This is a genomic window from Kitasatospora sp. YST-16 (assembly GCF_026802215.1).
Classification (GTDB): Bacteria; Actinomycetota; Actinomycetes; order Streptomycetales; family Streptomycetaceae; genus Kitasatospora; species Kitasatospora cineracea.
The window spans coordinates 3703067-3726540 of the sequence record NZ_CP113837.1 but is presented as its reverse complement, the minus strand read 5'-3'; the positions used below and the strand labels follow the sequence as shown (position 1 = coordinate 3726540).

At 75.7% G+C, this 23474-nt stretch carries 22 protein-coding genes and 1 pseudogene; 12 read left to right on the top strand and 11 right to left on the bottom strand.

The genetic code is table 11. From position 1 onward, the window contains the following. Positions 1-35: 35 nt before the first annotated feature. Positions 36-896, bottom strand: a complete 861-nt coding sequence (locus OU787_RS17025) for a hypothetical protein (protein ID WP_268659860.1) — start codon at positions 894-896, stop codon at positions 36-38. A gap of 147 nt (positions 897-1043) precedes the next feature. On the opposite strand from OU787_RS17025, the gene OU787_RS17020 reads away from it, so the two are divergent. Beyond that, a complete protein-coding gene (locus tag OU787_RS17020) occupies positions 1044-1592 on the top strand; it encodes a maltokinase N-terminal cap-like domain-containing protein (RefSeq protein ID WP_268659859.1) in 549 nt (182 codons plus the stop codon). Positions 1593-1625: 33 nt separating this feature from the next. On the opposite strand, the gene OU787_RS17015 is transcribed toward OU787_RS17020, so the two are convergent. Next, positions 1626-2447 carry an integrase gene (locus OU787_RS17015; RefSeq protein ID WP_268659858.1) on the bottom strand — a complete coding sequence of 274 codons (822 nt, stop codon included), beginning with the start codon at positions 2445-2447 and terminating at the stop codon, positions 1626-1628. 155 nt (positions 2448-2602) lie between these two features. Here OU787_RS17015 and OU787_RS17010 point away from each other — a divergent pair, with 155 nt between their 5' ends. Both OU787_RS17010 and OU787_RS17005 read left to right on the top strand, forming a co-directional pair. After that, positions 2603-2734 (top strand): hypothetical protein, encoded by a 132-nt coding sequence (locus OU787_RS17010; RefSeq protein WP_255358057.1) that lies wholly within the window; start codon positions 2603-2605, stop codon positions 2732-2734. An 85-nt stretch (positions 2735-2819) separates the two neighbouring features. Continuing rightward, on the top strand, positions 2820-3053 hold the full coding sequence (locus OU787_RS17005; RefSeq protein ID WP_030459275.1) for a DUF5302 domain-containing protein: 234 nt from the start codon (positions 2820-2822) through the stop codon (positions 3051-3053). 106 nt (positions 3054-3159) lie between these two features. Here OU787_RS17005 and OU787_RS17000 read toward each other — a convergent pair whose 3' ends face one another. The 5 genes from OU787_RS17000 to OU787_RS16980 all read right to left on the bottom strand — a co-directional run bounded on the left by OU787_RS17000 (position 3160) and on the right by OU787_RS16980 (position 7157). Continuing rightward, positions 3160-4068: an alpha/beta fold hydrolase gene (locus OU787_RS17000; protein ID WP_268659857.1), complete on the bottom strand. Its 909-nt coding sequence runs from the start codon at positions 4066-4068 to the stop codon at positions 3160-3162. Between the two features lie 163 nt (positions 4069-4231). Then, a complete protein-coding gene (locus OU787_RS16995; protein ID WP_030459277.1) occupies positions 4232-4465 on the bottom strand; it encodes a hypothetical protein in 234 nt (77 codons plus the stop codon). Positions 4466-4548: 83 nt separating this feature from the next. Further along, positions 4549-4944 carry a YciI family protein gene (locus OU787_RS16990; protein WP_268659856.1) on the bottom strand — a complete coding sequence of 132 codons (396 nt, stop codon included), beginning with the start codon at positions 4942-4944 and terminating at the stop codon, positions 4549-4551. 115 nt (positions 4945-5059) lie between these two features. Beyond that, positions 5060-6331, bottom strand: coding sequence for an MFS transporter (locus OU787_RS16985; RefSeq protein ID WP_268659855.1), 1272 nt, complete (start codon positions 6329-6331; stop codon positions 5060-5062). 151 nt (positions 6332-6482) lie between these two features. Beyond that, on the bottom strand, positions 6483-7157 hold the full coding sequence (locus OU787_RS16980; RefSeq protein WP_268659854.1) for an ATP-binding protein: 675 nt from the start codon (positions 7155-7157) through the stop codon (positions 6483-6485). 230 nt (positions 7158-7387) lie between these two features. Here OU787_RS16980 and OU787_RS16975 point away from each other — a divergent pair, with 230 nt between their 5' ends. The 9 genes and pseudogenes from OU787_RS16975 (at position 7388) to OU787_RS16935 (ending at position 17556) form a co-directional block, all read left to right on the top strand. Further along, positions 7388-8215: a hypothetical protein gene (locus OU787_RS16975; protein WP_268659853.1), complete on the top strand. Its 828-nt coding sequence runs from the start codon at positions 7388-7390 to the stop codon at positions 8213-8215. 138 nt (positions 8216-8353) lie between these two features. Beyond that, positions 8354-9076, top strand: coding sequence for a YcnI family copper-binding membrane protein (locus OU787_RS16970; RefSeq protein ID WP_268659852.1), 723 nt, complete (start codon positions 8354-8356; stop codon positions 9074-9076). 88 nt (positions 9077-9164) lie between these two features. Then, complete coding sequence (locus OU787_RS16965; protein WP_051816807.1) at positions 9165-9845, top strand: SCO family protein; 681 nt, start codon at positions 9165-9167, stop codon at positions 9843-9845. Next, complete coding sequence (locus OU787_RS16960) at positions 9842-10318, top strand: copper chaperone PCu(A)C (RefSeq protein ID WP_268659851.1); 477 nt, start codon at positions 9842-9844, stop codon at positions 10316-10318. Before OU787_RS16965 ends, OU787_RS16960 begins: the two co-directional genes overlap by 4 nt. Before the next feature lie 6 nt (positions 10319-10324). Beyond that, on the top strand, positions 10325-12385 hold the full coding sequence (locus tag OU787_RS16955) for a copper resistance CopC/CopD family protein (protein ID WP_268659850.1): 2061 nt from the start codon (positions 10325-10327) through the stop codon (positions 12383-12385). Continuing rightward, a pseudogene (gene efeB / locus OU787_RS16950) lies at positions 12382-13634 on the top strand (iron uptake transporter deferrochelatase/peroxidase subunit). The gene OU787_RS16955 and the pseudogene efeB overlap by 4 nt, the downstream one beginning before the upstream one ends. Positions 13635-13761: 127 nt before the next feature. Beyond that, positions 13762-14697: a prephenate dehydratase gene (gene pheA / locus OU787_RS16945; RefSeq protein ID WP_268659849.1), complete on the top strand. Its 936-nt coding sequence runs from the start codon at positions 13762-13764 to the stop codon at positions 14695-14697. Positions 14698-15430: 733 nt separating this feature from the next. Beyond that, positions 15431-16711, top strand: a complete 1281-nt coding sequence (gene serS, locus OU787_RS16940; RefSeq protein ID WP_268659848.1) for a serine--tRNA ligase — start codon at positions 15431-15433, stop codon at positions 16709-16711. A 29-nt stretch (positions 16712-16740) separates the two neighbouring features. After that, positions 16741-17556: an HAD family hydrolase gene (locus OU787_RS16935; RefSeq protein WP_030459506.1), complete on the top strand. Its 816-nt coding sequence runs from the start codon at positions 16741-16743 to the stop codon at positions 17554-17556. 153 nt (positions 17557-17709) lie between these two features. Here the strand turns inward: OU787_RS16935 and OU787_RS16930 are convergent, their stop codons facing one another. From OU787_RS16930 to OU787_RS16915, 4 genes are all read right to left on the bottom strand, one after another. Next, a complete protein-coding gene (locus OU787_RS16930) occupies positions 17710-19509 on the bottom strand; it encodes an LCP family protein (RefSeq protein ID WP_268659847.1) in 1800 nt (599 codons plus the stop codon). 241 nt (positions 19510-19750) lie between these two features. Continuing rightward, positions 19751-22246, bottom strand: coding sequence for a hypothetical protein (locus OU787_RS16925; protein ID WP_268659846.1), 2496 nt, complete (start codon positions 22244-22246; stop codon positions 19751-19753). Then, complete coding sequence (locus tag OU787_RS16920) at positions 22243-22992, bottom strand: ABC transporter ATP-binding protein (RefSeq protein WP_268659845.1); 750 nt, start codon at positions 22990-22992, stop codon at positions 22243-22245. Before OU787_RS16920 ends, OU787_RS16925 begins: the two co-directional genes overlap by 4 nt. A 70-nt stretch (positions 22993-23062) precedes the next feature. Then, entirely contained in the window at positions 23063-23395 is a 333-nt protein-coding gene (locus tag OU787_RS16915) for a peptidase inhibitor family I36 protein (protein WP_051816810.1), read from the bottom strand. Positions 23396-23474 lie beyond the last annotated feature (79 nt).

The window sequence follows — 23474 nt, the reverse complement described above, 5'->3', positions numbered from 1 at the left end:
ATCTCCCTGGCAGCAGAAAGGCAGTTGACCGGCCTTCAGATCGGATCCGCGGCGGGCGGCAGGTCGAGTTCGGCCAGCACGGTGGCGCCCGCCGCGGCCTTGTCCGGGCCGGGCCCGGACTCGGCTCCGGGGTCGGCGGCGCGCAGGCGGCGCAGCGCCTCGGTGAGGCGGTCGGTGGCGCCGCGGAGCTGGGCGGCGCGCTCGGCGTGCAGGCCGGTCATCGGGTCGTCGACGACGGTGACCGGGATGCCGCGTTCGCGGGCGGCGGCCAGCACCGCCTCGCCCGCCTCCGGGATCAGGGTGAGCGCGGAGGCCGCGAACAGGCCGCCGGCCAGGTTCTTCGGACGGCCGATCAGGTTCTTGGCGACGATCTCGCAGGGCAGCGAGCGCTCCTGCCGCTCGGCGGCGGCGGTCGCCGCCAGCGCGACGGTGAGCAGCGCCTCGGCGGCCCTGGTGACCAGCCACTTGCGGCCGGGGACGGGCGGCAGGAACTCGCGGATCCGGTCCACCTCGCGCTCGACCACCACGTCCGGCAGCAGGTCGACGGTGCTGTGGCAGCGGATCTCCAGCACCTTGCCCCAGGCCACCGACTCCCCGTCGAAGCCGAGCTCCTCGGGGCCGACCGCGACCTGGCCGAGGCCGTCCAGCAGGTGCAGCAGCCGCACCGCCGGGCCCGGGACGTGCGGGAGCCGGCCGACCAGCCCGGCCAGCGAGACCTCCCACTCCTCCGTCAGCGGCACTCCCGGCTTCGGGTGCGTCTCCAGCGCCCGCCGCGCCCAGTCCGAACCGGCCCTGGCCCGGGCCGAGGCCACCGCCCCCGTCACGGCCCCCGACACCGATCCCAGCGCGGCCCCGGCCCGCCGTCCGGCCCCCTCGCCGACCTGCTTGATCCCCACGCCGTCCTCCCCTGGTCCGTTCCGACCGCCACGCTACCGCCCGGGGGTGCGCGGGTTGAGGGGGTGAGGATCGGGCGGTGGGGAATCGGGGGCGCGGGGCGGGGAGTTGAGGATGGGCGACGGTCAACTACCGAACCGGAGGACGGCATGGCGACGATTCACCGCACCACTTTGGAGCCGGGCAAGCTGGAGCTGCTGGCGGGGTGGCTGCCGGAGCAGGAGTGGTTCCGGGCGGGGGGCGGGGAGCTGGTGCGGGCCGGCGGGTTCCGGCTGGACGACCCGGCGGGCGAGGTGGGGATCGAGCTGATGGTGGTGGCGGACGGACGGGACGCCTACCTGGTGCCGATGGCGTACCGGGCGGCTCCGCTGGAGGGGGCGCCGGCGGGGGCGCTGATCGGGACGGCGGAGCACGGGGTGCTGGGCAAGCGCTGGTTCTACGACGGGGCGCAGGACCCGGTGGTGCGGGAGCAGTTGGCGCGGCTGCTGCACGGGGAGGCGGTGCCGCAGATGCAGAGCGAGAGCGACACGGTGGACGAGGGCGTGGCGGTGGCGCCGGTGGCGGCCGGGGCCGTGCCGGTGGTGCGCCGGGTGCTGGAGCCGGCCGGGGAGCCCGCGGCGGGCGAGGTGGTGGCCGGGTACACCGCGCCGGACGGGTCGGCGCGGCGGGCGGTGTTCGTGGCGGACGGCCGGGGCTGACGGCCGGGACTGACGGCCGGGGCTGACGGCCGGTCAGAGCCGGGCGTAGAGCGCGGCGGCGTCGTCGTGGGCCTTGCCGCGGGGCCAGCGCAGGCAGGCGGCGTCGCTGCGTTCGGCGGCCCGGACCTGGGCGATCAGTTCGGCGGGGCCGTCCTCCGCGAGCAGGCGGAGGGCGTCGGCCCAACTGCCGAGTTCCAGGCGGTCGGTGTAGCGGGCGGCGCCGTCGGAGAGGGCGGCCACGCCGTGCAGGTCGGTGCGGGCGACGGCGCCGGTCTCGGCGTGCTGGGCGGCGTGCGGGGTGGCGGCGGCGATCCACGGGCCGCGGCCGGTGTTGCGGGCGGCCCGGACGGCGATCGCGTACCGCAGGTAGAGCGCGGCGCGTTCGGCGGTGCCCGGGACGGTGGACCAGATCTGGCGGCGCAGCGCCTCGCCGCCGGGGAAGCGCTGGTTGTCGCCGATCACCCGGGGCGGGCCGTCCTTGAGGTGGAGCACCAGCAGGGAGTCGCCGAGCGCCAGGTACTCCAGGGTGTCGCCGCGCAGCCGGGCGGCGACCACCATGGCGGCGGGGGTGGCCGGGTTGGCGAGGTCGCAGGTGCCGCCGTGCAGGGCGGCGGTCTCGGCGATGGCGTCGGCCAGGCAGTCGGCCATCGGGCGGTCGGTGCGGTCGGTGAGCCTGGTGAGCAGGTGGACGCCGAGGCGGCGGACGTACCAGGCGATGCCGTGGGTGCAGCCGGACCGGAGGGTGTCCGGGGCGCTGGAGCCGTCCAGGAGGACCAGGGCCTCCGGGGTGGCGGCCGCGAAGTCCTCGTTGGCCCGGTCGGGGCGGCGCGCGTCGACTGCCAGCTCTACCCGCATGCCCACCAGTCTGCGGCCGGGGCCCGGCCCCGAACAGGGGGGCGACCGTGATCCCTTCGCGGATGATTCGGACATAATGGTGCGAAGGTATGCCAATCAGTCGCAGTGTCCCCGGCCCGGCCCCCGGCCGCCGGCCCCGGCAACAGGAGCACCCCATGGTCTGGCAGTTCTTCGTCCTGGTGATCGCCTCGATCGGCTTCCCGGTCCTCACCCTGCTGTTCATGATGGGCGGCCTGCAGTACCGCGACGAGCGGACGCACCCGCACGGCGCGGCGCGCCGGGGCTGACGGGGGCGATATCGGCTGACAGCACCCCCGGTCGGCATGGCAGGGTGTGCTCCTAGTACACCCGCTCCCGTCCAGGAGGTCCCGAATGAGCAGCGACACCCCCCCGGCCGCCGAGCCCGCGCCGGAGGCCGCCACCGACGCCGGCGCCGGCACCGAGGCCGCCCCGGAGGACCAGAAGGCCAAGTTCCTGGCCGCGCTGCAGCGCAAGGGCAACGGGAACCGCGGCTCGGCCGGCGGTCCCGGCGGCGACTCGAAGATCCACGGCGCCCACGGCGCGGCCGGCGGCAAGCGCACCTTCCGCCGCAAGAGCGGCGGCTGAGCGGCCGTCCGCCCGCCGGAAGTCCCGGACGGCCGGTCCCGCGCCCACCGCGCGGGGCCGGCCGGCCGGCGTTCCCGACGCCCCGTCACGTCCTTCCGACGCCCCGTCAGTCGGCCGGCGGCGCGGCGGGACCGGTCGGCACCCGGGCGAGTTCCAGTGCCGGCGGGCGCGGTGCGGTGAGGAAGGCCAGCGCGTTGTCGACCACCGCCGGTTCGACCAGCACCCGGCTGTGGCCCAGGCCTCGGGTGGTGAGCAGGCGCAGCTGCCGCTCGCCGTACGCGGCCCGCAGCAGGTGCGCCTGGCGGAGCGGGACGACGTCGTCGTCCTCGTCGTGCACCACCAGGATCGGCGCGGTGACCAGTTCGGGGCGGCGGGTGGCGTCGAAGCGCTGCCAGATGTCCCCGGCGCCGGGCAGCAGGACGCGTTCGATCCGCCGGACGAGGTCTGCCCGGAGGCGGTCGTTCAGGCCCAGGACGGTGCTGAACCCGTCCACCAGGTAGGCGAATTCGGCGACTCCGGCGACGGCGACCAGGCGCTCGACGGGGACGCCCTCGGCCATCGCCAGCAGGGTGCAGCAGGTGCCGAAGGAGTGCGCGACGGCGCCCTCGAACGGGCCGTGCCGTTCGGCGAGCCGGCCGATCAGCTCGCGGTACTCCAGGATCGTGGTGGCCCGCCCCGCGGAGTCGCCGTGGCCGGGCGCGTCGAAGGCGACCGGGCTCAGCCCGAGGTCGAGCAGCCCGCGCACGTACGGGGTGAAGCGGGACGCCCGGGAGCGCCAGCCGTGCACCAGCAGCACCGGGCGGCGGCCGTCGCCCCAGTGGTAGACCCGCGCCCGCTTGCCGTTGACCACCAGTTCCCCGGTGGTGGCGCGCTCGTGCAGGGCGCGTTCGGCGGGGCGGACCCGGCCGCGCAGGAGCGGGTTCCGGAAGAGTTCGAAGGCCACCCGGCCGGGCGGGGCGGTGGCGATCCGGGAGGTGGCGTTCAGCGCGGTGCGCACGAGTGCGGTAGCTGCCATGGGCGAGATATTAGCGCGACCGTTCGTACAGTCTCGGAGGGACGGTCGGCGGCCCGGCCCGAGGGGGGTCGGTCATCCGGTCGCGGGGCGGCCGAGCAGGCGGCGGGCGGTCCGCGGCGTCCGGCCGTGGCGGGACGGGTCGAGGCGCCCGCCGGGGCCGCCGTCAGCCGGTGTGCTCGTCCGGGAGGTACGGGGTCTCGCGGAGGAAGAGCGCCCCGCAGGTGTGGCAGTTGTGGTCGGGGTCCAGGGTCCAGCGGGCGGCGTCCTGGACGGGGGCGCCGTCGACGAGTTCCTTGCCGCACAGGGCGACGAGGTTCGCGTCGCGGACGATGTGCCAGCTGACCACGGAGTCCGTGGCACCGGTCGGGTCGGTCTCGGCGCGCATCTGGTGATTCATGATCACCATGGTCCGCCGCCCGGACCGGCCCGGCAATTCGCGCCGCGGGCGGCCCGCGGCGCGACCGGACCGGACCGGCCCGCTCAGCCCTCGGCCGGGGGTTCCGGCAGCACCTCGCGGACCTCGACCGGCATGTTCATCGGCTTCCCGTCGGGCCCGGGCGCGGCGGAGAGCCGGGCCGCGAGCTCGACCGCCCGCTCCGGCGGGCAGTCGACCAGCCACCAGCCGAACAGGAACTCCTTGCCGTCCGGGAACGGCCCGCCGCTGACGGCGGGCGCCCCGCCGGTGGCCCGGACGATCCGGGCGGTCTCCGGCATCGCCAGGCCGCGGGCCTCCAACAGCTCGCCGGCGGCGGTCAGTTCGGCCACCGCCCGCCGCATGTACCCGACGTGCTCGGCGACCGCCGCGGCCTCCCAGGTCGGGATCGGCGGGACGGCGGTGTCGAGTTGGCTGAAGTGCAGTTGCAGCAGGTACGTCACGGCGGGGCTCCTCACGGTGCGGTTCGCGGTCTTCCGCACCTGGGTCGGAGCCGGGCCGCCGTTCTCGACATCCCGGCTTCGCCTGGATCCGGCTCCGGTCTGGACCGGGGCCGGATCAGTCCTGGACCGGCTCCGGATCCGGCCCGGACCGGTCGGCCGGGCGCAGGGCCCGCCAGGCCGCCAGGGTGGCCAGCAGCAGGGCGGCGCCGGAGAGGGAGAAGCCGATCCGGGCGCCGACGTGCTGGGCGACGGCGGTGACGGCGAGGCCGGTGAACGGCAGCGTGCCGGTCATCGCGCTGCCCCACAGCGACATCACCCGGCCGCGCATCTCGGGGGCGGAGCGCAGCTGGGCCAGGGTGTTGGCGGTGGCGATGAACCAGATCGAGGTGAGGCCGACGGCGGTCATGCCGGCCACGGCGACGAAGGCATCGGGCGACAGGGCGGTGGTGAGGACGGCCGCCGAGGTGGCCAGCGCCAGGGTGCGGACCCGGCGCGGGGTGGGCTCGGGGGCGGAGGCGGCCAGCAGGGCGCCGGGCAGGCCACCGATGCCGAACGCGGCCATCAGCAGGCCGTACCCGCCGCCGTCCATCTGCAGGGAGCGGCTGACCAGCGGCGGGAGGGTGAGGTTCATGGCGAAGATCAGGCCGCTGGCGGCGGACATCGGCAGCAGGCCGCGGATGATCGGCGAACGCCGGGCGTAGGCCAGGCCCTCGCGGGCGCTCGCCCGCGGGCCGCGGGCGGCCTTCCGGGGCTCGGCGTCGCCGCGCGGGCGGAGCTTGATCAGGGCGAGCATCGGGGCGGTGTAGGCGAGGCCGTTGAAGGCGAAGCAGAACGCGGGGCCGTTGAAGGCGAGCAGCGCACCGGCGATGCTCGGGCCGATCACCCGGGAGGCGTTCAGCGCGACCTCCCAGAGGCCGACGGCACTGGCCACCGCCCCGGCGCCGACCAGGTCGACCACGAAGACCTGGCGGGCCGGGGAGTCGACGGTGGCGATCAGCCCGGTGCAGGTGGCGAGCACCAGCAGCACCCACAGGTGGATGCCGCCGAGGGCGGTGACCAGGGCCAGGACCAGGCCGATGGCCATCATCAGGCCCTGGGTGAGCAGCAGCAGGCGGCGCCGGTCCGAGCGGTCGACCAGGGCGCCGGCCCACGGGCCGAGGACCAGCGTCGGGCCCCAGGTGCAGGCGGTCAGGACGGTCAACCAGACGGCGTCGTGGGTGAGTTCGAAGACCAGCCAGGACAGTGCGACGCCCTGGGCGAGGGTGCCGGACGCGGATGTCAGCTGGCTGTAGAACCAGATGCGGAAGTCCCGCCCCTGGAGGGCCTGGCCCATCCGGGACAGCGCGCGGCGAGGTGCGGAGAGCGGCTCCGCGGCAGTGGTGGTCATGGTCCCCTCCGATGGCCGGTCTAGACCATAACCGGAGTGCCCGGACATTCGGCCAGTGGGTTTCAGGCCGTGGGACGGGCCCGGCCCGGCCGGACGGGGCAAGGCCGGACGGGGCGGGACCGGGCAAGGCGGGACCGGGCCGGGCGGGGCCTCAGGAGGCGGTGCGCAGCAGCGCGGCGGCGGCCGGGCCCGGGGTGAGGACCTTGTCGAAGCTGACGGTGGCGCCGCGCAGCGGGTGGGTGCGCAGCTGGACCCGGTCGGCCAGGGCGTGGATCAGGAACAGGCCGCGGCCGCACTCGGCGTCCAGGTCGGGGAGGGTGTCGGCGGCGGGGACCGGCAGGGCGGGACGCAGCGGGGGCAGCACGTGGGTGTCGTAGGGGGCGGGGCGGTCCGGGGCGGCGGGGCGGCGGGCGGTGAGCACCCGGGCCGGGACGGAGGCCCGGCCGCGGCGGGTGCGGCAGCGCGGGGCGGGCCGGTCGGCGGCGGGGCGGCGCGGCGCGGCCGGGCGCGGGGCGGGGCGCTCGGCGGTGGCTGCGGCGGGGCGCTCGGCCGGGGCCAGGGTCGGGGCGGCGGCCGGGCCGGTGTTGGCGACCTCGATCCGCAGCAGGTCGCCGCTGAGCGAGGCGGTGACCTGGAAGGTGTCCCCGGGGTGGGCGGGAGCGGCGTGCTCGACCGCGTTGGCGCAGGCCTCGGTGAGGGCGAGGCCGAGGTCGAAGGCGACCTGCGGATCGACTCCGGCGGAGTCCATGGCGCCGAGCAGGATGCGGCGGGCGAGCGGCACGCTGGCCGGGTCGCGCTTGAGGTGCAGAGTCCACCAGATGTCCACGGGAGTTCCCTCCTGGCTGCGGCTCCACATACAACTAGCTATCTCCTCGGCCGTGCGCGGTGAACCGTCCGCACGGGCGAAGGCCGCCCGTTCGGCGGATGGACCCGACCCGTCGGGTGTGCCGATCAGCGCTCGGGCGGATCCGCGCGCCGGTCGGTTTCCCGCCATTCCGGGCGGGTCCCGGCCCCTGCCCCGGAGCGGGGTGTAGGCGGTGAGATGATGGCCCGGCCATGACTGACCCCACCGCCGCCGCCCGCCGGGGCGCCGCCGTGCCCGCCGGACGGGTGCCGGCGGCCGCCTGGGACCTGCGGCTGCTGCGGGCGGTGCCGTTCGCGCTGGTGTGCACGCTGGTGGCGGCCTTCGGGCACGTCCGGGCGGGCGGTGCGGTGGCGCCGGACACGCTGGTGCTGGGGTTCGCCGCGGTGTGCGCGGCGGCGGCGCTGGCCGGCCGGCGGGAGCGCTCGCTGGGCGCGATCGCGGCCGCGCTGGGCGCCGGGCAGCTGAGCCTGCACCTGCTGTTCCACTTCTTCGGGAGCGGGCTGGGCAGCGGCCCGGCGGCGGCGCACGCGCAGATGGCCGGAAACAGCTCCATGGATCCGCTGGTGGTGGCCGCGGGCCGGCTGCTGTGCGACGACGCTCCCGGCAACGGGCTGACGGTCGTCCCGCTGGACACCACGCCGGAGCAGGTGGTGAGCGCCGCGGGCCTGGACCCGCAGGCGGTGGTCGCGGCGGCCGCGCCGCACGCGTCCGGCTGGCTGGGGATGACCCCCGGCATGCTGCTGGGCCACCTGGCGGCGGCGCTGGTCGCGGGCTGGTGGCTGCGGCGCGGCGAGGCCGCGCTGTGGCGGCTGGTGCGGACGGCCGCGCTGACCGCCCGGGAGTGGGCGGCGCCGGTGCGGACCGCGGTGGCGCTGCTGACGGCGCTGCTGCTGGGCACCGGGCGCCCGGCCGCGCCGCGCCGGGCCGCGCGCCCGGAGGACTGGCCGCTGCCGGTGGCGGCGGCGCTGCGGCACAGCCTGCCGCGCCGGGGACCGCCCGCGGTGGCGTTCGCGCGCTGATCGGGCCCGGGAGGACCGGGGCTCGGGCGCGCGCCGCTGCCGCCGTGCCCGCGCCGTGAGCGGGCCGGCCGAGTCTCCCGCACCTCCCCGCGTGCCGACGCGCACTGCCGCGCGGCCCCTTTCCTCAGGAGTCCCCTGATGCGTTCGCTTACCGCCCGTCGTTCCCTCGGCGCGCTCGCGGTGGCGGCCGGCGCCCTGCTGGCGTCCGCCGTGCCCGCCTTCGCCCACGTCACCGTCCAGCCGGGCAGTGTCCAGCAGGGCGGCTACAGCGCCGTGGCATTCCGGGTGCCGAACGAGAGCGACACCGCCTCGACCGTGAAGGTCGAGGTCAACCTGCCGCTGGACCACCCGATGGCCTCGGTGCGCACCCAGCCCGTCCCGGGCTGGACCGCCGTGCTGGAGAAGTCGAAGCTCGACAAGCCGCTGGACTCGCACGGCCAGCAGATCACCGAGGCCGTCTCGAAGATCACCTGGACCGCGAACGACGGCACCAAGATCGCGCCCGGGCAGTACCAGGACTTCGCGGTCTCGCTCGGCGCGCTGCCGACCGACACCGACACGCTGGTCTTCAAGGCGCTGCAGACGTACGACAACGGCGACGTGGTCCGCTGGATCGAGGAGGCCAAGGACGGGCAGCCCGAGCCGTCCAAGCCCGCCCCGGCGCTGAAGCTGACCAAGGCCGCGGGCGCCACCGCCGCCGACCAGCACTCGGCGGACTCGGCCGGCGCGCAGCAGGCCGCGGCCGGTGCGAAGTCCTCCGACTCGACCGCCCGCACGCTGGGCGTGGTCGGCATCGTGGTCGGCGTGGTCGGCGCGGCGCTCGGCGTGGCCGGGCTGCGCCGCCGCTCCGCGCAGTCCTGACCCCCGGCCGGGGCGGGGCCGCGCAGGCCCCGCCCCGGCACCCCTTCCGTTCCTCCGCACCCGCTCCCCGCACGAACAGGAAAGTCCCTTGGCCTCCCTCCGCCGCCCCCGCCCCCGGCTCCTGACCGCCGCCGCCCTCGTCCTCGGCGCCTCGCTCGCGCTGTCCGCCTGCTCCTCGTCCGGGGGCGGTACCCAGGACTCCGGGGCGGCGAAGGTCAGCAAGAAGGCGTCCACCAGCCAGTACCGGGGCACGGTGCTGAGCAAGAACTTCGAGAAGCCGGACCTGGTGCTGGACGACACCTCCGGGCAGCCGTACGACCTGCGGGCGCGGACCGCGGGCAAGACCGTGCTGCTGTTCTTCGGTTACACCAGCTGCCCGGACGTCTGCCCGACCACGATGGGCGACATCGGCGTGGCGATGTCGAAGCTGACCCCCGAGCAGCGGGAGAAGCTGGCGGTCGTGTTCGTCTCCACCGACCCGGAGCGGGACACCCCGCAGGTGCTGCGGACCTGGCTGGACTCGATGGGCAAGGACTTCGTCGGGATGACCGGCGACCTGGCGAAGGTGAAGGCCGCGGCCAAGCCGCTGGGCATCCTGGTCGAGGACCCGGTGGTGGACGCCAAGGGCGCGGTCACCTCCACCCACGGCGCGCAGGTGCTGGCGTTCCTGCCCGGCGACGACAAGGCGCACCTGCTGTACATGGCGGGCACCTCGGTCGACGTCTACCGGCACGACCTGGAGCTGATGGCGAACGGGGTGGCGGTGTGAGCCGGGCGTTCCGGCGCGGCGCGCTGGTCGGGGCGGGGCTGGCCGCCGCCCTGGCGGTGGGCGCGGTCGCGGTCGCGCACCAGTCCTCCGGCGAGCCGGGCGGCGCGCCGCGGCTGACCGTCGCGGACCCGTACATACCGCTGCCCGCCACGCCCGACGGGATGGGCGCGGGCTACCTGACGGTCCGCAACAGCGGCGGGGCGGACACCCTGGTGAGCGTGAGCAGCCCGGCCGCCGGGTCGGTGACCATGCACCGCTCGACCGAGACGTCGATGGAGCAGGTCGAGCAGATGCCGGTGCCGGCCGGCGGCACCCTGGACCTGGCCCGCGGCGGCGCGCACCTGATGATCATGGACTGGGCGAAGCGGCCCGCGCTGGGCGACGAGCTGGAGCTGGACCTGGAGTTCGCCAGGGCGGGCCGAGTCGTGGTCAAGGTCCCGGTGAAACCGCTGACGTACCGTCCGGGTAGCTGATCGGCGATGGCGACGAGGAGAGGCACGCACGTGGTGACAGGGGCGAGGCGGCGACTGGGCGCGCTGCTGGCGGTGCTGGTGGCGGCGCTCGGGCTGGTGCTCGGCGGGGCGACGGCGGCGTCCGCGCACGCCACCCTGGAGGGCACCGACCCCGCCCGGGGCTCGGTGGTGGCCACCGCGCCCGGCGCGGTGACCCTGACCTTCAGCGAGGGCGTCTCGCTGGCCGCCGACTCGGTGCGGGTGCTCGACCCGCAGGGCAAGGCGGTCGACGACGGCAAGCCCGAGCACGTCGACGGCAGGGCCGCCACCGCCCGGGTGGCGCTGCGCTCCGGCCTGGGCAACGGCACCTACACGGTGGCCTGGCGGGCCGTCTCGGAGGACTCCCACCCCGTCGGCGGCGCGTTCACCTTCTCCATCGGCGCGCCCTCCGACACCTCGGTGAACGCCGCCGCCGTGCAGGGCGCCGAGGCGCAGGGCGCGGTCGCCTTCGCCTACGGCACCGCCCGCACCGTCGCCTACGTGGCGTTCGCGCTGCTGGCCGGCGCCGCCGCGTTCGTGCTCGTGGTGTGGCCCGGCGGGACGGCCGTGCGCGGCGTGCAGCGGCTGCTGATGACCGGCTGGGTCGCGCTGCTGCTGTCCACCGTCGCCGTGCTGCTGCTGCGCGGCCCGTACGAGCGCGGCACCGGCCTCGGGCAGTCCTTCGACCTCTCGCTGGTGCGCGCCACCCTGGACGAGCGGATCGGCACCGCGCTGGCCGCCCGGCTGCTGCTGCTCGCCGCCGCCGGCGTCTTCCTGTCGCTGCTGGTCGGCCAGTTGGGCACGCCGCAGCCGAAGCCCGCCGCCCCGGAGCCCGCGGACGACCCGGAGGACGAGGAGGAGGCGGAGCTGCGCCGGCTGGAGCGGGCCGCCGCCGAGGCCCCGCAGCGCGACGCCCGGCTCGGCCTCGGCCTGGCCGGACTGGCCCTCGCCCTGGCGCTGACCGCGACCTGGGTCGGCGCCGACCACTCCGCGGTCGGCATCCAGGTCGCCCTCGCGCTGCCGCTGGCCGCCGTGCACCTGCTGGCGATGGCCGGCTGGCTCGGCGGCCTGGCCGTGCTGGTCGTCGGCCTGCGCCACGGCCTGCCCGCGGCCGCCGTCGACCGCTTCTCCAAGCTCGCCCTGTGGCTGGTCTCGGCCCTCGTGGCGACCGGCGTCTACCAGTCCTGGCGCGGCCTCGGCTCGTGGAGCGCGCTGGTCGACACCTCGTACGGGCGGCTGCTGCTGATCAAGGTCGGCTGCGTGGCGGCGATGCTCGGCGTCGCCTGGATCTCCCGCGCCTGGACGGCCCGGTTGCGCACCGCCGACGAGAGCGCCGGGGCGCCGCAGGAGGCCCGGGCCGACGAGAGCGCCGCGGTGGGCGCGGGCGAGAGCGCCGCCGCCGAGAGCGGTGCGGCCGGGGGCGGTGCGGCCGGGGGCGGTGCGGCCGGGGGCGGCGACCCGGCGCGGGCCGCGCAGTTGGCCCGGCAGCGGGCGCTGCGGGACCGCGCCCGGGGCGAGCGCGGCGCGGCGGGCTCCCCCGCCCGGGCCGGGCTGCGCCGCAGCGTGGTGGTGGAGACCTCGGTGGCCGTCCTGGTCCTGGTGGTCACCACCATGCTGACCAACTCCCCGCCCGGACGCGTCGCCCAGGCCGTCGCCGCCGCGCCCGCCGCCCCCACCGCCGGGGCCCCGGCGGCGCCCGGCCGGGCCGAGGAGCTGAAGCTCCCCTACGACACCGGCGGCCGCACCCCCAACGCCAAGGGCACCGCGATCGTCACCGTCGAACCGGTCGCCACCGGCCCGAACCAGGTCACCCTGAAGCTCGCCGACTCCACCGGACAGCCCGCCGAAGTCCCGGAGCTGGAACTCGCGTTCACCCTCCCCGACCGCGACCTCGGCCCGCTCCCCGTCACCCTGCAGCCGCAGGGCACCGGCAGCTGGACCGGCACCGCGCAGCTCCCGCTGAACGGCATGTGGGTGGTGTCGGTGACCGTCCGCTCCTCCGACATCGACCAGGTGACGGCCACCCGGCAGCTGAAGGTCGGCCCGTGAGCACCGTCGAGCGGACGCCGGTCGAAGCGTCGCCGTCGCCGCCGCGGCCGTCCCGGCGGGCGGTGCTCGGCGGGGCCGGGGCCGGGCTGGTGGCGGGCGCGGCCGGCGGGGCCTGGGGCGGACGCGCCTCGGCGCACGCCCCGGCCGAGGGGTGACGCTCGGCGGGGCCCGGGTGCCGTTCCACGGCCCCCGGCAGGCCGGGATCGTCGAACCGGCCCAGGCCCGGGTCGAGTGGGCGGCGTTCGACCTGCTGTCCAGCACCCGCCGGGACGGGCTGGCCGCGCTGCTGCGCACCTGGTCCGCGGCGGCCGCCCGGATGGCGGCCGGCGAGCCGGCCGCGGAGGGCGAGAACCAGATCGCCCTGGACGCCGGACCCAGCTCGCTGACCGTCACCTTCGGCTTCGGCGCGACCCTGTTCGACAAGGCCGGCCTGGCCGACCGCCGCCCCGAGGCGCTGGCCGCGCTGCCCGCCTTCCCCGGCGACGCGCTGGACCCGGCCCGCTCCGGCGGCGACCTGTGGGTGCAGGTCGGCGCGGACGACGCCCTGGTCGCGGTGCACGCGCTGCGGGTGCTGGTCCGGCTGGCCACCGGGCTGGCGGCGCCGCGCTGGCTGATGTCCGGCTTCGCCCGGACGCCCGGCGCGACGCCGCACCCGATGACCGGCCGCAACCTGATGGGCCAGGTCGACGGCACCAACAACCCGCGCCCGCAGGACCCCGGCTTCGACGCCGCCGTGTTCGCCGCCGGCCCCGACTGGATGGCCGGCGGCAGCTACGCGGTGCTGCGCCGGATCCGGATGCTGCTGGAGGGCTGGGACACCCTGCCGCTGGACAAGCAGGAGCGGATCATCGGCCGCCGCAAGAGCGACGGCGCCCCGCTGTCCGGCGGGCCCGACGCGGTCGAGCGCACCCCCGTCGACCTGGCCGCCACCGACCCGGACGGCGTCCTGCGGATCGCCCCCGACGCGCACGTCCGGGTCGCCGCGGCGGCCTCCAACGGCGGGGCGGCGATGCTGCGCCGCGGCTTCTCCTTCCACGACGGCCTGCTGCCCGACGGCTCCCCCGACGCCGGGCTGCTGTTCGCCGCGTACCAGGCCGACCCGGCGCACGGCTTCGTCCCGGTCCAGCAGCGGCTGGCGCGCGGCGACGGCCTGTCCCGCTACCTGCGGCACGAGGCGTCCGCGCTGTTCGCGGTGCCGCCGGGCGCGCCCGAGGGCGGGTACGTGGGGCAGCCGCTGCTGGAGGGCTGAGCCCGGACAGGGGTCCGGGCCGCTGCCCGGAGTGCGGAACGGGGCCGGGCCGGGCCGCGGAAGTGGCTAGGGTGAAGGCGGATCGGCCTTCGGGCCATGCACACTCGCTGTTCGTTCGGAGGCGGTCATGTCGGCGACCCGTTACACCTACCTCGGGCCCGCGGGCACCTTCACGGAGGCGGCGCTGCGCACCCTGCCGGAGGCCGGGACCCGGGAGCTGACGCCGGTGGCGTCGGTGTCGGCGGCGCTGGACGCGGTGCGGGCGGGCGAGGCCGCGGGCGCGATGGTGGCGATCGAGAACTCGGTGGACGGCGCGGTGACCACCACCAGCGACGAGCTGATCAACGGCAGCCCGCTGATGATCTACCGCGAGGTGCTGCTGCCGATCTCGTTCGCGGTGCTGGTGCGGCCCGGCACCGCGCTGCCGGACGTGAAGACGGTCAGCGGCCACCCGGTGGCCCAGCCGCAGGTGCGGCACTGGCTGGCCGCGAACCTGCCGGACGCGCAGTGGGAATCGGCGGCGTCCAACGCGGAGGCGGCCCGGCTGGTCCAGGAGGGCCGCTACGACGCGGCGGTGGCGGGGGCGTTCGCGGCCGAGCTGTACGGGCTGGAGGTGCTGTCGGACGAGATCCACGACGTGGCGTCGCCGACCACCCGGTTCGTGCTGGCGGGCCGTCCCGGGCGGGTGTCCTCGGCGACCGGCTGGGACAAGACCTCGATGGTGGTGTGGCTGCCGGAGGACCACCCGGGCGCGCTGCTGGAGCTGCTGCAGGAGTTCGCGGTGCGCGGGATCAACCTGATGCGGATCGAGTCCCGGCCGACCGGCGAGGGCATGGGCAACTACTGCTTCCTGATCGACTGCGAGGGGCACCTGAGCGAGCGGCGGGTCAGCGAGGCGCTGATGGGCCTGAAGCGGATCTGCCCGCAGGTGCGCTTCCTCGGCTCCTACCCGCGGGCCGACCAGGGCACCTCGGCGCCGCTGCGGGCCGGTACCTCGGACCTGGATTTCGCCAACGCCGCGGACTGGCTCTCGCGCTGCCTGGACGGGCGCGGGGAACTCTGAACGCGCCGCCCGGACGGGCGCGGGGGGCTCTGGGCGCGCCCCCGGGCGCGCGGGGGTGATTCCGGCCGGAACGGGACCGTACGCGGTCCCGTTCCGTTCATTTCCGTCCCTCCCGCCCGTCACCTGCCCGGCCGAACCCCGTTCACCTGCGGTGCGGCCGGCCGGCCCGGGTGCCGCGGCGGGCGGGGCGGTTCATCCACAGGGCGGCGGGCGGCATCCACAGGGGCGGTTGTCCCCAGCTGACGGGCAGTTATCCACAGGGCCCGACGTGAGTCGACAAAACGGTAAAGAAACCCCCAGCACCGGTCAGATCATCTACTAGGGGCGCGGAGTGGACTTATCGGACCAGAGTCGCCCTTGCGCCGACAAATCACCTGGGCGAGCGAGCGAATTCCCTCACTCGAGAAGCCGAATCGAGGTTTGAAACCTGGAATTCCCGGTTCGGACGCCTGCGGACCTTCGGTTATCCCCTGTCCACAGGCTTGGCCGCGAACCTGTGGATAACCCGCCCCGGGCGGAGTTGTCCGCCGGGGTTATCCACAGGCGGAGCCGGGTTATCCCCAGGCCCGGGCGGAGCTTCCCCAGCCCCCTTCCCCACCGGCTCGGGACAGAATGCCACATTCCATCCCAGAAGGCAGCACAACGCCACGAACCAACCGGCGGCCGGAACCCGCCCCCGGCCGGACCGGGCGGCGTCCCGGGGCGCCGCCCGGCCCCCGGTAGGCTGGAGCCCGTGATCGACCTCCGCCTGCTCCGTGAAGACCCCGAGCGAGTGCGCACCTCGCAGCGCTCCCGTGGTGAGGACGTCGACCTGGTCGACGCCCTGCTCTCCGCCGACGAACGCCGCCGCGCGTCCGGCACCCGCTTCGACGAGCTGCGCGCCGAGCAGAAGCAGCTGGGCAAGCAGGTGGCCGCCGCCAAGGGCGAGGAGAAGGCCGCCCTGCTGGCCCGCACCAAGGAGCTGGCCGCCGAGGTGAAGGCCGCCGACGCCGCCCAGGGCGAGGCGAAGGAGGAGGCCGAGCGGCTGCAGCGCGCGCTGGCCAACCTGCTCGACCCGGCCGCCCCCGTCGGCGGCGAGGAGGACTTCGTCACGCTGGAGGAGATCGGCACCCCGCGCGACTTCGCCGCCGAGGGCTTCGAGCCCCGCGACCACGTCGAACTCGGCCAGCTGCTCGGCGCGATCGACACCGAGCGCGGCGCCAAGGTGGCCGGTGCCCGCTCCTACTACCTGACCGGCCCCGGCGCGCTGCTGGAGCTCGCCCTGGTCAACATGGCGATGGCGCAGGCCTCCGCGGCCGGCTTCACCCCGATGATCACCCCGGCGCTGGTCCGCCCCGCCGCGATGGACGGCACCGGCTTCCTCGGCCAGGCCGCCGAGAACGTGTACTACCTCGCCGACGACGACCGCTACCTGGTCGGCACCAGCGAAGTCCCGCTCGCCGCCTACCACATGGACGAGATCCTGGACGCCGAGCGGCTCCCGCTCCGGTACGCCGGCTTCTCCTCCTGCTTCCGCCGCGAGGCCGGCACCTACGGCAAGGACACCCGCGGCATCATCCGGGTCCACCAGTTCGAGAAGGTGGAGATGTTCGTCTTCACCACCCCCGAGGACGCCGAGGCCGAGCACCGCCGCCTGCTCCAGTGGGAGAAGGACTTCCTGAACGCGCTGGAGCTGCCCTACCGGGTGATCGACGTCGCCTCCGGCGACCTCGGCGCCTCCGCCGCCCGCAAGTTCGACATCGAGGCGTGGGTCCCGACCCAGGGCAAGTACCGCGAGGTCACCTCCACCTCCAACACCACCGAGTACCAGGCCCGCCGGCTCTCCATCCGGATGCGCGACGCCGACGGCGTCCGCCCGCTCGCCACCCTCAACGGCACCCTGGTCGCCGTCCCCCGGGTGATCGTCGCGCTGCTGGAGAACCACCAGCGGTCCGACGGCTCGGTGGTCCTGCCCCAGGCCCTGCGGCCGTTCCTCGGCGGGAAGGCCGTGCTGGAGCCCGTCGCCGCCCGGTAACACCCCTTCGTCCAGGAGCACTCCGCGCCATGAGCACCGCCCCCCTGCCCTACCGGCTGGTCGCCACCGACCTCGACGGGACGCTGCTCACCAGCGCCGAGATCGTCTCCGCCCGGACCCGCGAAGCCCTGGGCGCGGTCACCGCGCTCGGGGCCAAGCACATCATCGTCACCGGCCGCTCGGCCGGCTGGACCAGGCCGGTGCTCGACGAGATCGGGTACACCGGGATAGCGGTCTGCGGGCAGGGCGCCCAGGTCTACGACGCGGGCGCGCACAAGCTGCTCACCTCCGTCACCCTGGACCGGCAGCTGGCCGCGGTCGCCCTCGCCAAGATCGAGGCCGAGGTCGGCCCGCTCGCCGTCGCCGCCAACCAGGACGGCCTGGACGGCGAGGTGCTCGCCGGGCCCGGCTACAAGCTGCGGATCGGCACCGAACTGCCGCTCCGCCAGGTCGCCCCCGACCAGCTGCTCGCCACCCCCGTCAGCAAGCTGTACATCCAGCACCCCGAGCTGACGGACGACCAACTCGCCGACGCCGCCTGGTCGGTGGCCGGGCAGCTGGTCGGCATCACGATGGCCGGCGCGGGCATCGTCGAACTCCTCCCGCTCGGCCTGACCAAGGCCACCGGCCTGTCGCTGGCCGCCCGCCGGCTGGGCGTCACCGCCGCCGAGACGATCGCCTTCGGCGACATGCCCAACGACGTCCCGATGTTCCGCTGGGCCGGGTACGGCGTGGCGATGGGCAACGCGCACGAGCAGCTGCGGGCGGTGGCCGACGAGGTGACGGTCGGCAACGACGAGGACGGCGTGGCCGTGGTGCTGGACCGGGTGTTCGGGCTGGGCTGAAGCCCGATCATCCCGTGCCGCGCGCTGGAACGGTGCCGGGCGGGCCGTGGCGCGGTGCGGGGGGCCGGGCGGGTGCCCGGCCCCTCCGGGCTTCCCGGCGGGGCGCTGACGGGCCGTTGACGGGCCGGTGACGGGCCGTCAGGAGCCCTGCGGTCAGCCGTAGGTGAGGTTGGAGCAGGCGTCGTCGTCCGCGGAGCGGGCGTCCTCGGCGACCTTGGAGGCGACCGGGCCCGGGTCGGTGGTGGCGGCGGTACCGGCCGCCGGGGCGGTGGCCGCGTAGTCCTTGCCGAGGATCAGCGTGACGCCCGCGCCGCCGCCCGCCTCGACGGTCGAGCCGGGGAACAGCGCCGCCACCGCCTCGGCGTGCGCCTTCTGCCCGGCCGAGCCGTACTGCACCAGCGTGGTGGCGTGGTTCTGGCTGGACGCGTTGCCGGTCGAGGTGACGGTGTAGTTGGCGGCCTTCAGCGTCGCGGCGGCCTTGTTACCGAGCCCGCCGGTGGTGGTGCCGTTGTAGACGGCGACCTTCACGCCGGTACCGTCCGCGGGCGGCGCCGGGGTCGCGGTGGGGGTGGCCGGGTCGGGGCTCGGGGCGGCGGTGCCCGCGCTGGCGTCCTGCCCGTCCAGGGTGCGGTCGGCCTTCAGCGAGGCCCACAGCTGGTCGACCTCGGGGTGGTTCAGGCCGATCCGCTCGCCCTGGTAGTGCCAGGGGGTGGTGAGGAACTTGATGTCGTGCAGGTCGATGTTCTTGAGCGTCATCGCCAGGTCGGTCAGCTTCTGCACGCTGTCCAGGTCCTCGTCCACCGTCAGCGACTTGGTGGCGGCGTCGGCCAGCGGGAACAGGCTGGTCGGGCTCATCCCGTTCGACTTGACCTGCTTGATCAGCGACGACAGGAACGCCTGCTGGCGCTGCATCCGGCCGACGTCGGAGCCGTCGCCGATGCCGTGGCGCAGCCGGACGTAGTCCAGCGCGGCCTGGCCCTCGACCTTCTGGACGCCCTTCGGGTACAGCAACTTGCCCTTGCGCGGCAGGTTGGGGTTGATGTCGCGCTCGTAGATGTCGTTGGGGAGGCAGACCTCGACGCCGCCGACCGCCTTGGTCATCGCGGCGAAGCCCTCGAAGTTCACCACGATGGTGTGGTCGACCCGCAGGTCGGTGAGCTTCTCCACGGTGTTCTGGGTGCAGGCCGGGTTGCCGTCCTTGAAGTTGCCCACCGAGAAGGCGCTGTTGAACATGACGTTGGGCTGGTCCTTGGTCCAACTCTTGTTCGGCAGCATGCACTTGGGGACGTTGACCAGCGCGTCGCGGGGGAACGAGACGCCCACGGCGTGCTTGTGGTCCGCGTAGACGTGCAACAGGATCGTGGTGTCGGAGCGGGCGCCGCCCTCGTCGCCGCCGCCGAGGTCCTTGTTCGCGCCGTCGCGCGAGTCCGAGCCGATCAGCAGGATGTTCATCGGCTTGTTGCCGTTGGCGTCGGCCTGCGCCTCCGGCGGGCGGCTCTCGCTGACGCCCGCGCTGTCCCAGGAGGAGAGGTTGGCGTTCAGCCGCCAGTAGAGGAAACCGCCGGTGCCGACCACGGCGAGGCTGGTGCCGACCAGGCTCCAGACGACTATCCGCCTGGTCCGGCGGGGTTTGCGGCGGCCCGCCGCGGCGGCCGCCCGTCCGCCGCCCTGCGCGGCCCGGCGGGCCTCGGCCCGGCCGCCGCCCGCTGCGGGGGCGCCTGCGGCACTGCCGCGCGCCTGGGCATCGGTGCGGCCCCGGGCCGGGGTCCGGGCGGGCGTTCTGGCCGGCGTTCGGGCGGGGGTGTCGTGGTCGGCGGAGCGGTGGCGCGGGATGTGCGGCGCGGGTACGTCGTCGCGCTGGGGGGCGTCCTGCCGGTACCCGTCGCCCTGCGGCGGGAGGCTCTCCCACCACCCGGGGTCCTCGCCCGACGACCCCGCCCTCTGGCCTGCCATACCTGCACCCTTCACCGGAGGCTGCCGTCGGGCGCCTCTGCCACCGCTCCGTCCGCCCCGGATCGGCGCGGCGGACGGATGAAGCCGGAGAGCGGAGCATACAAAGGGACCATTTCCGGGTCACCGCCCGGGGCACCACTCCGAGCAGTGGAACGCCCGTACGCGGACCGTCGGTTCCCGCGGCCGGGTGTGAGCCGCACAACGCCGCCGGAGGCGGCGGAGCGGGGCCCGGGGGCGGGGTTCAGCGTTCGCGCAGGCGGGTGCCGGTGCGGGGGCGGAGTGCGGCGGCGGCGGCCGCGGCGAGGGCGGTGACGCCGAGCGCGGTGGCGAGGACCAGGGGCCAGGGCAGGACGACCGGGACGTGCTGCGGCCAGAGCTGGCTGCCCGCCACCAGCCAGCCGCCGAGGGTGCCGATCAGCATCGCCAGGCCGACGATGACGGCCGCCTGCACCGCCAGCACCCTGCGCTGGACGCCGCCGGAGAACCCGATGACGCGCAGCAGCAGCAGGCGCGGGCGGAGCTCCTGGGCGGCGCCGCCCACGGCGGTCATCGCGGACAGCAGGGCGACGGCCGCGCCGATCGTGAGCATCACCGACCAGCGGGCGGGCAGCGGCGGTCGGTAGCCCCGTTCGACGTGCAGGTCGGAGGTGGGGACGCCGAGCGGTTCGAGGGCGCGGCCGATCCGTTGCTCCAGGTCCGCGGGCGGCGTGGCGGGCAGGGTGGCGCGGTAGCCGTCGGTGAAGACCTCGAAGCCCTTCGCCCGGGCGGCGGCACCGGTCGTCACGGCCACCGCCTGGCTCTGCGTGGTCAGGTCGACGGGGTCGGACCGCACGGTGTCAACGGGTGTCCCCGGCCCGGGGTCGTCGGGCCGGGACCGGCCGTGGAGCGTCGCGCCGGTGAATCCGTCCGGGAAGTCGGGGTCCAGGACCAGGACCCGCTGCCCGGTGAGGGCCGCCCATTCGCGCGGGGTCGGTGCCCGACCGGTGAGGTCGCGGAACTGGGCCTCGGTGTCCACGACCGCGACGGTGCCGGGTCGGAGCGGGCCCGCCCGGAGCACGGCCTTGGGCACCGAGAGGCGGTTGCCCTCCGCCCTGGGGCCGGCGCCCTTCGGCACGACGCTCTGCACGGCCTCCACCGGCACCGTGTCGCCGACCACGCCGCGGAAGGCCGCCAGGACGGCCGCCGAAGGCTCGGTGTAGCGCAGCGGGACCTCGACCTGGTCGAGGTGGCGCGAGCCGACGTAGCTCGTACGGTCCCTCTCGGTCTGCGAGGCGACGAAGGTGGCCGCGCCGACCGCCAGGACCACGGCCAGCGCGCTGGAGGCGATCGCGGCGACCGGCCGGCGGCGCTCGCGGTCCAGGTCGCGCAGGGCGAAGCGGCCGGCCAGCGGGAGCCGGGCCGCGCACCGGGCCAGCAGGTGCAGGGCGTCGGGCAGTGCCGCGAGGGCGGCCGCCACCAGCAGCACCGACCCGACCGCTCCGACCACGCCGGCGTCCTGGGCCGCGGCGAACAGCAGGGCGAGTCCGCCGAGGGCGCCGGTGACGGCCACCACCGTGCGGCGGCGCGACCGGCCCGCCGACCGGCCCGCCGGGCGGGGCGCCCGGGTGAGGCGCTCGCGCACCGAGGACGTCCGGGCCGCCCGGGTGGGCAGCCAGATCCCGGCGACGCCGCTGGCGACCGCGCCGAGCGCGAGGAGCCCCAGCGCGGTGAACGGCAGCGAGAAGGCACCCAGGTCGCGCTGGACCGCCTGCCGGACCAGCGGGCGGGCCGCCTGCCCCAGCAGGACGCCGCCGACCAGGCCCGCGGCGGTGCCGGCCGTCACGGCCGCGGCCCCGCCCGTCCGGGCCAGCCGCACCAGCCGGTCCCCGCTGAAGCCGACGGCGGACAGCATGCCCAGTTGGCGGTTCAGGCGGCGCATCCGGAGGCTGAACGCCGCCGCCGCGCTGAACAGCACGATCGCCGCCCCCGGCACCGCCAGCAGCCCCGGCTGGGCGTCCAGCAAGGTGCGGGCGGAGGACAGCGAGGCGCGGGTGACCACCTGCCAGCGGCGGCCGCGGGCCGCGTTCGCCAGCTCCGTCCCGGTCGCCGGGTCGGTCTTCACCAGCCAGGTCGTGGCCAGGCCGAGCAGCGCGCCGTGGCCGTGGTCGTCCCACCGGGCGAACAGGCCCGGGCCGCCCGCCGCGAACCGCGCCCGGTAGGCGGTCGGGTCCTCCACGGTGCCGACGATCCGGGCGTCCTTCTCCGACACCGGGGCCCACGGGAAGACGACGGTGTCGCCGGGCCCCAGGTGGTTCTCCTCGGCGAGCGTCCGGGAGAGGACGATCTCGTCGGCGGCGGCCGGCAGCCGCCCGGTCAGGGTGCGCAGCAGGCCGGACGCCAGCGGGCTCGACCAGTCGGTCTCGCGGTAGCCGACCTGCTGGGTCGTCCCGGAGAGCACCAGCGGGAACGCGGGCGAGGACCGGCCCTGGAGCACCTGGCCGGCCCCGGCCGGGGCGGCTGGCAGGGCCGCCGGGCCGGACTGCCCGCCGCCCGGCGCCGTCACCGACAGGTCGGCGCCGCCGAGCTGCGACCGGACCTTCTGCTCGCCGGTCAGGTTCAGCATGCCGATGACCTGCAGGGACGCCGCCGACAGCAGCACCGGGACGGCAAACAGCGCCACCAGGGTGAAGCGCCGCCAGCCGCGGCCGATGACCAGGCGCCAGGCCAGCCAGAGGGTCGTCTCGCGCGGTGCCCTCACGCGGAGCTCCCTGTGGTGGCGGAGTTCCCGGTGGTTGCGGAGCTCCCGGTGGTGGCGGGCCGCCCTGTGGTGGCGGTGATCCCGTCGATCCGGCCGTCCCGCATCCGGACGACCCGGTCCGCGTACTGGGCGTTGGCCGGGTTGTGGGTGGAGACGACGACCGTCACCCCGGAGTCACACAGCTCGCGCAGGGTCCGCATCACCTGGGCGCCGGTGGCCGAGTCGAGCGCGCCGGTCGGCTCGTCGGCGAGCAGCAGGCGGCGCTCGCCGACCACCGCGCGGGCGATCGCGGCACGCTGCTGCTGGCCGCCGGACACCTCGTCGGGGAAGCGCGGGCCGAGCTCCGCCAGGCCGACCCGGGCGAGCGCCTCGTCGGCCCGGCGGCGGGCCTCGGCCCGGGGCACGCCCGCGCCCTCCAGCGGCAGGGCGACGTTCTCCTGCAGGGTGAGCTCGGGCAACAGGTTCAGTTCCTGGAATACGAAGCCGATGGAGGTCATCCGCAGCCCGGCCAGCCGGGCCTCGGACAGTCCGGCGAGATCCGTCCCCAATACCTCCAGTCGGCCCGCCGACAACCGGTCCAGCCCGCCGATCAGATTGAGCAGCGTGGTTTTCCCCGAACCGCTCGCGCCCATCAGGACGACGAATTCGCCGTCGGCGATCTTCAGATCGATTCCGTTGACCGCGTGGACTTCCCCGCCGTTCGAACCGTACGTCCGGCGAGCGCCCGAAATTCTGATCCCTGCCATGTGACCCTCTGTCCCCCACGTATGAAGCGGGCCGCCCCGCCGGGGCGGCCCGCCGAAATGCCGACCGAGGTCAGCAGGCCCCCGCGTCGGTGTAGACCTGGATGCTGCTCGCCTCGTCATTGTCGTACCAGCCGACGTACGAGTTGCGCGAGGAGCTGTTCATGCACTCGCTGCCACCGGTGGCGTTCGCCCCCCAGAACCACCTGGCGTCGTGCGGGCCGTTGTTGATCCAGGAGGACATCCGGTCGTTGAAGCCGGCCACCGACAGGTTCCAGGTGGCGACCTGCTGGTCCCAGTACGCGTCGCGCGCGAACATGAAACCGGTGTAGTTCTCGTTGTCGAAGAGGCAGACGTCCGTGCTCGCGCAGTCCCCGGAGGCGGCGAGCGCATCTGGGGCGTTCACCAGCGGAATTCCCGCTCCGAAAGCCGCGGCCAGCAGCAGGGCAACCGTGCGGTGTCGAACCGATTTCATCTCTACCCCC

What these genes read in the sequence shown, in the direction of transcription:
- OU787_RS17020 (WP_268659859.1), top strand. Translation starts at nt 1,044, where the DNA reads ATGGCGACGATTCACCGCACCACTTTGGAGCCGGGCAAGCTGGAGCTG.
- OU787_RS17015 (WP_268659858.1), bottom strand. Translation starts at nt 2,447, where the DNA reads ATGCGGGTAGAGCTGGCAGTCGACGCGCGCCGCCCCGACCGGGCCAAC.
- OU787_RS17010 (WP_255358057.1), top strand. Translation starts at nt 2,603, where the DNA reads ATGGTCTGGCAGTTCTTCGTCCTGGTGATCGCCTCGATCGGCTTCCCG.
- OU787_RS17005 (WP_030459275.1), top strand. Translation starts at nt 2,820, where the DNA reads ATGAGCAGCGACACCCCCCCGGCCGCCGAGCCCGCGCCGGAGGCCGCC.
- OU787_RS17000 (WP_268659857.1), bottom strand. Translation starts at nt 4,068, where the DNA reads ATGGCAGCTACCGCACTCGTGCGCACCGCGCTGAACGCCACCTCCCGG.
- OU787_RS16995 (WP_030459277.1), bottom strand. Translation starts at nt 4,465, where the DNA reads ATGAATCACCAGATGCGCGCCGAGACCGACCCGACCGGTGCCACGGAC.
- OU787_RS16985 (WP_268659855.1), bottom strand. Translation starts at nt 6,331, where the DNA reads ATGACCACCACTGCCGCGGAGCCGCTCTCCGCACCTCGCCGCGCGCTG.
- OU787_RS16975 (WP_268659853.1), top strand. Translation starts at nt 7,388, where the DNA reads ATGACTGACCCCACCGCCGCCGCCCGCCGGGGCGCCGCCGTGCCCGCC.
- OU787_RS16970 (WP_268659852.1), top strand. Translation starts at nt 8,354, where the DNA reads ATGCGTTCGCTTACCGCCCGTCGTTCCCTCGGCGCGCTCGCGGTGGCG.
- OU787_RS16955 (WP_268659850.1), top strand. Translation starts at nt 10,325, where the DNA reads ATGGCGACGAGGAGAGGCACGCACGTGGTGACAGGGGCGAGGCGGCGA.
- pheA (WP_268659849.1), top strand. Translation starts at nt 13,762, where the DNA reads ATGTCGGCGACCCGTTACACCTACCTCGGGCCCGCGGGCACCTTCACG.
- OU787_RS16935 (WP_030459506.1), top strand. Translation starts at nt 16,741, where the DNA reads ATGAGCACCGCCCCCCTGCCCTACCGGCTGGTCGCCACCGACCTCGAC.
- OU787_RS16930 (WP_268659847.1), bottom strand. Translation starts at nt 19,509, where the DNA reads ATGGCAGGCCAGAGGGCGGGGTCGTCGGGCGAGGACCCCGGGTGGTGG.
- OU787_RS16920 (WP_268659845.1), bottom strand. Translation starts at nt 22,992, where the DNA reads ATGGCAGGGATCAGAATTTCGGGCGCTCGCCGGACGTACGGTTCGAAC.